Genomic DNA, 5,072 nt, shown 5'->3' with positions numbered 1-5,072 from the left:
GGGGGAGCCTCGATCAGTCACCGATCACCGCGCCCGTGGCGGGCGCGTGGCGGAGTTCGTTGGGGTGTCGCGACCTCAGCGGCCGAGGTTGATCTGCCATGCGGTGGTGGTGCCGGAGACCTCGTTGCCGACGAGCAGCATGGGCTGCTTGGTGGGGCTGTCGGCCTGGGACACGAAGGTCAGACCCTCCGGGCCGAGGTCGCCGGTGGGCTGCCCACCGACGGGGCCATCGTCCTGACGGTTGACCACGATGTCGATGAGCTTCGCCTTCTTCGCGTCGGTCACATCGATGACCGCGATGCCGGAGACGCGCTCGAGGCCGACGAAGGCGTACGTGCGGCCCTCGATCTTGCCGACGGCCACGCCCTCGGGCTCGGGACCCTTGTTGTCGGAGCGGTTGTCGAACCCGGTCTCCTCGTGGTTGGCGTTGAAGATCGCCGGGTACTTCTCGGCGATGAGTTGCTCGAACTGGTCACCGGAGTCCCACACGCGCTCGCCGGTGGCGGCATCGATGATGGAGGCCGAGCGGCCGCCGAAGACCTGGATCTGCGTGTACTCACCCTTGGCGTTCTTCGGCGAGGTGGTGGTCATGTTCAGGCGGCCGAGGTTGGCGTTGTTCTGCAAGGTCGCCGCGTTCGGGAAGACCGTGGGGTCGAGCTTGACGCTCTTGTTCCCGATGCGCACCTCCTCCTCGAAGCCGTCGTACTCGCGGGCGTCACCCTCGTTGGCGGTGATGAGGTACTCGCCGCCCCTGGACGTGAAAGAGGCAATGCCGTCGGGCATGTAGATGCCCTTGACCGGCCAGGTGGCGATGTTGATCTTGCCGTCACGGTCGGAGGCGTCGAGGCCGGTGCCGGCAAGGCTGTGGTCCTTGAGACCGAGCGGGATGAGCGTGGTGACGCGGGCGCTCTGGATGTCGATGACGGCGATCGCGTTGTTCTCCTGCAGCGTCGCGTAGGCCGTGCGGCCGTTGGTGGACACCGCGATGTACTCGGGCTCGAGGTCCTGGGCGACGCTCGACCCGGGGCCGAAGATGCGGATGCCCTGCTCACGCAGCGCGTCGACCTCGTCGTTGAAGGCGCGGAAGTCGGCGGTGGAGACGGTCGCGCGGGCAGCACCCTTGCGGACGTCGATGATCGAGACCGAACCCTCCGGGTCGACCTGGCCGGCGAGGTAGCCCTGCGGCTCGCCCTCGTTGGCGACCAGCACGTAGCTCCCGTTCTCGGTGAAGGTGAGCATGTCGGGCAGCGCGCCGACGGTGACCGTGGTGATCGCCTTCAGCGTGCGGGCGTCGAAGAAGGTGACGGTGCCGGGGGTGTGCTTGGGGTCGGACTGCTCGGCGACGGCGACGAGGTCACCGTGAACGGCGACCGAGTTGGCGCCCGGGGTGTCGAGGGAGCCGACGACGACCGGCGCCTTCGGGTCGGAGAGGTCGAGGACGTCGACCCGGCCGGCTTGGGCGTTGACGACGAAGCCCTGCTTGCGCTTGGCGTCGTAGGCAACGATCTCGGAGGCGGACTCGGCGAAATCGCCGGTCTTGACCGAGCCGAGCGCGCTCAGCGAGGGCTGGGCGGCCGGGGTGGCCTCGGGTGCGGCCGTGGCCGAGCCGAGGGCGATGGCACCCGCGCCGGCAGCGACGGCGAGCGCGAGGGAGGCGGAAACAACAGGGGAAAGAACCTTCTTGGGCATGTGCGAACCGTAGGAAGTCAGGACATGCGGCGCGGGGCCACGAGGTGAACGTCAGACAAACATTGGGTGACTCACAGGTGACGTACCCACTCGCTCCCCCGCAGTTCGAGGTATTACGCGGCGGATTCCCGCCGCGTAATACCTCGAACCGGCGGAGGGCGGGAGTGCGGAAGGAGGAGGGGCGGGAGGCCGAAATGTCATCTGCGAGAAAGGCCCACACGCCCCGCCCAGTGGCTACCGTCAGTGTGCGGACCAACGAGGGGCCGCGTTCTCACGCACAGGGGGAGTACAACCATGAAGCACATCCGATCCACGACGACCGTCGCCGCGTCTGTCGCCCTGCTGGCGACCGGTTTCGCCGGCGCCGGCACCGCCCAGGCCGCGACACCGAACGCCTGCGCCGGCACGCCGGGCTGCAAGGTCGTCAGCACCGCCGACATCGACGGTGACGGCCGTGCCGACTCCGTCGGCTTCCGCGTCACCACGGGTGCGGACGGCGGCATGAAGGTCACCACCCGCGTCTTCACCGCCAGGGGCAAGCGCCTGTGGACGACGACCCAGACCAGCCGCGTCGACCGCAACCCCAGCTACTACCTGCGCGGGGTCGCCGCGATCGACGGCGCACGAGGTCGGGAGATCGTCGTCAAGACTGACGTCGGCGCCCACACCATGTACTACCGGGTGCTGACCTATCGCAACGGCAAGCTCGTCACGCTCCAGAGCCCCAAGGCCGGCTACCGCTGGATCACCGACGGGTCGATCTGGTCGGACTTCAGCTACCAGCGCACGACCTCGACGGGCCTGAAGATGACCACGCGCGAGTCGATCGACGAGGACCGCGACGGCGACTTCACCCAGGCCACGTACGTCAGCGCCTGGCGGAACGGCTCGTGGAAGCGGCTGAGCACCACCAAGCGCTACAACGTCAGCCCCAAGGTCGCCCACAAGTACCGCGGGTGGGTTGTCCCCGGCATGACCCGGGAGCTCTGAGTCGCGCCCACCCCTCCCCCGGTTCGAGGTATTACGCGGCGGATTCCCGCCGCGTAATACCTCGAACCGCGGGGGTTGCGGGGTTGGCGGGGCGCAGACTCACGTCACCTAGACGCTGCTCGTCTAGATCTGGACGAAGCCGGTCCTTCACAACTCTCAGTTCAACGAGCACGCTGGACCTCATCGACAACGCGGTCGCACCTACGCCGCCGTAGCCGAAGGAGTCATCGTGCACCCAGGATCCATCTCGTGAAGATCGCCGCCATCGAGGCGATCCCCTATTCGATCCCCTACACCCACCCGCTGCGCTTCGCCAGCGGCGAGGTCACCCACGCCAACAACGTCGTCATCAAGGTGACCACCCAGGACGGCGTCGTCGGCGTCGCCGAGGCGCCCCCGCGCCCGTACACCTACGGCGAGACCCAGGCCTCGATCGTGGCCGTGGTGCGCGATCTGTTCGCTCCCGCGATCGTCGGTACGACGCTCCTGCAGCGTGAGCAGGCCCAGCAGGCCATGGCCCGCACCATCGGCAACCCCACCGCCAAGGCGGCCATCGACATGGCCATGTGGGACGCCCTCGGCCGCACCCTCGGCCAGTCCGTCTCGAGCCTGCTCGGCGGCTTCACCGACCGCATGCGTGTCAGCCACATGCTCGGCTTCGAGTCGCCCGAGCGCATGGTCGCCGAGGCCGAGCGGATGAAGGACACGTACGGCATCTCGACATTCAAGGTCAAGGTCGGGCGGCGCCCGGTCGACCTCGACGTCGCGGTCTGCCGCGCCCTGCGCACCCACTTCGGCGACACCATCGAGCTCTACATCGACGGCAACCGCGGCTGGACCGCCGCCGAGTCGGCCCAGGCGTTGACCGCCATGGCCGACCTGGGCCTCACCCTCGCCGAGGAGCTCAACCCCGCCGACGACGTGCTCGGTCGCCGCTGGCTCGTCGAGCGCACGCCGATGCCGTTCGTCGCCGACGAGAGCGTGCCCACCCCGGCCGACATCACCCGCGAGATCCTTGCCGGCTCCGCCACCGCGGTGAGCATCAAAACCGCCCGCACCGGCTTCACCACCTCGCACCGCATTCTCGGGCTTGTCGAGGGCCTGGGCATCGACGTCGTCATGGGCAACCAGATCGACGGCCAGATCGGTACCAACGCGACCGTGACATTCGGAGCGGCGTTCGAGCGCACCTCCCGTCGCGCCGGGGAGCTGTCGAACTTCCTCGACATCTCCGACGACCTGCTCACCGAGCCGCTACGGATCACGAACGGCGAGTTGATCGTTCGAGAAGGACCGGGGGTCGGCGTCGACCTCGACGACGACAAGCTCGCCCACTACCGGATCGACGTCTGATCCGGCAGCACAGACCGCCTCACCTTTCACCCATCCCCCAGTAAGGACGTGCATCCGCGCCAGTCGGACGGATGCCCATCGCAAGGAAGCGCAGGAGAGAACATGACCGACAACCGCACCGAGTTCGACGCCAAGGCCGCCGAGTCCGGCGCCGGCGCCACCGCCGCGTTCGCCGCCAAGCAGAAGGCCGCGATCGACGTGCCGCAGGAGCGCGTCAGCGCCATCGCCAAGGATGTCCTCACCGGCCTCTTCGAGGTCATCAACAAGCACCAGGTGACCTACGCCGAGTACGACGCCCTCAAGGCGTGGTTGATCAAGGTCGGCGAGGACGGCGAGTGGCCGCTCTTCCTCGACGTCTGGGTCGAGCACGAGGTCGAGCAGGTCAACACCGCCCACCGCCAGGGCAGCAAGGGCACCATCGAGGGCCCCTACTACGTGCCCAACGCCCCGGAGCAGGGTGCCAACGGTTCGCTGCCGATGCGCGACGACGAGCCCGGCCAGAAGATGAACTTCACCGGCCAGGTGACCTCCACCGACGGCTCGGCCCTCGGCGGCGCCGTGGTCGAGCTGTGGCAGGCCGACGCCAACGGCTTCTACTCCCAGTACGCCCCCGGCCTGCCGGAGTGGAACCTGCGCGGCACCTTCACCACCGACGACCAGGGCCGATTCGACATCGCCGGCCTCCAGCCGGCGCCGTACCAGATCCCGACCGACGGCGCCTGTGGCCAGCTCATCGCCGCCGCCGGCTGGCACTCCTGGCGCCCGGCCCACCTCCACCTCAAGGTCTCCGCCCCGGGCCACGAACTGCTCACCGCGCAACTGTACTTCCCCGGCGACCCGCACAACGAGGACGACATCGCCAGCGCCGTCAAGCCCGAGCTCATGCTCAACCCGCAGCCGCAGCCCGACGGCACGAACAAGGTCGAATACGACTTCGTGCTGGACCCGGCCCAGGCCTGATCCGGATACCACCGTGCACCGCGGGCGGTCGGGTAGGACTGTCCTACCCGACCGCCCGCGCGTTTCTCCCCACCCACCCG

4 protein-coding genes are annotated in these 5,072 nt (G+C 68.5%); 3 read left to right on the top strand and 1 reads right to left on the bottom strand.

Annotated features, from left to right (window positions below; all coding sequences use genetic code 11):
• Positions 1-75: 75 nt before the first annotated feature.
• Positions 76-1,689 carry a choice-of-anchor I family protein gene (locus KD1_RS11560; protein ID WP_068402067.1) on the bottom strand — a complete coding sequence of 538 codons (1,614 nt, stop codon included), beginning with the start codon at positions 1,687-1,689 and terminating at the stop codon, positions 76-78.
• Positions 1,690-1,983: 294 nt separating this feature from the next.
• On the opposite strand from KD1_RS11560, the gene KD1_RS11555 reads away from it, so the two are divergent.
• The 3 genes from KD1_RS11555 to catA all read left to right on the top strand — a co-directional run bounded on the left by KD1_RS11555 (position 1,984) and on the right by catA (position 4,992).
• Positions 1,984-2,679: a hypothetical protein gene (locus KD1_RS11555; RefSeq protein ID WP_068402065.1), complete on the top strand. Its 696-nt coding sequence runs from the start codon at positions 1,984-1,986 to the stop codon at positions 2,677-2,679.
• A 249-nt stretch (positions 2,680-2,928) separates the two neighbouring features.
• The gene (locus KD1_RS11550; protein WP_068402063.1) at positions 2,929-4,032 is read left to right on the top strand and encodes a mandelate racemase/muconate lactonizing enzyme family protein; all 1,104 of its coding nucleotides are present in this window, start codon (positions 2,929-2,931) and stop codon (positions 4,030-4,032) included.
• Between the two features lie 102 nt (positions 4,033-4,134).
• Positions 4,135-4,992: a catechol 1,2-dioxygenase gene (gene catA / locus KD1_RS11545; protein ID WP_068402061.1), complete on the top strand. Its 858-nt coding sequence runs from the start codon at positions 4,135-4,137 to the stop codon at positions 4,990-4,992.
• Positions 4,993-5,072 lie beyond the last annotated feature (80 nt).

The sequence above is a fragment of the Kribbia dieselivorans NBRC 106261 genome (assembly GCF_001552435.1).
GTDB classification, from domain to species: domain Bacteria; phylum Actinomycetota; class Actinomycetes; order Actinomycetales; family Dermatophilaceae; genus Kribbia; species Kribbia dieselivorans.
The sequence above is the reverse complement of the archived record's forward strand: the minus strand, read 5'-3'. Positions and strand labels throughout refer to the sequence as shown.

Excerpts from the sequence above, each read along its gene's own strand:
- KD1_RS11555 (WP_068402065.1), top strand. The coding sequence starts at position 1,984 with ATGAAGCACATCCGATCCACGACGACCGTCGCCGCGTCTGTCGCCCTG.
- catA (WP_068402061.1), top strand. The coding sequence starts at position 4,135 with ATGACCGACAACCGCACCGAGTTCGACGCCAAGGCCGCCGAGTCCGGC.
- KD1_RS11560 (WP_068402067.1), bottom strand. The coding sequence starts at position 1,689 with ATGCCCAAGAAGGTTCTTTCCCCTGTTGTTTCCGCCTCCCTCGCGCTC.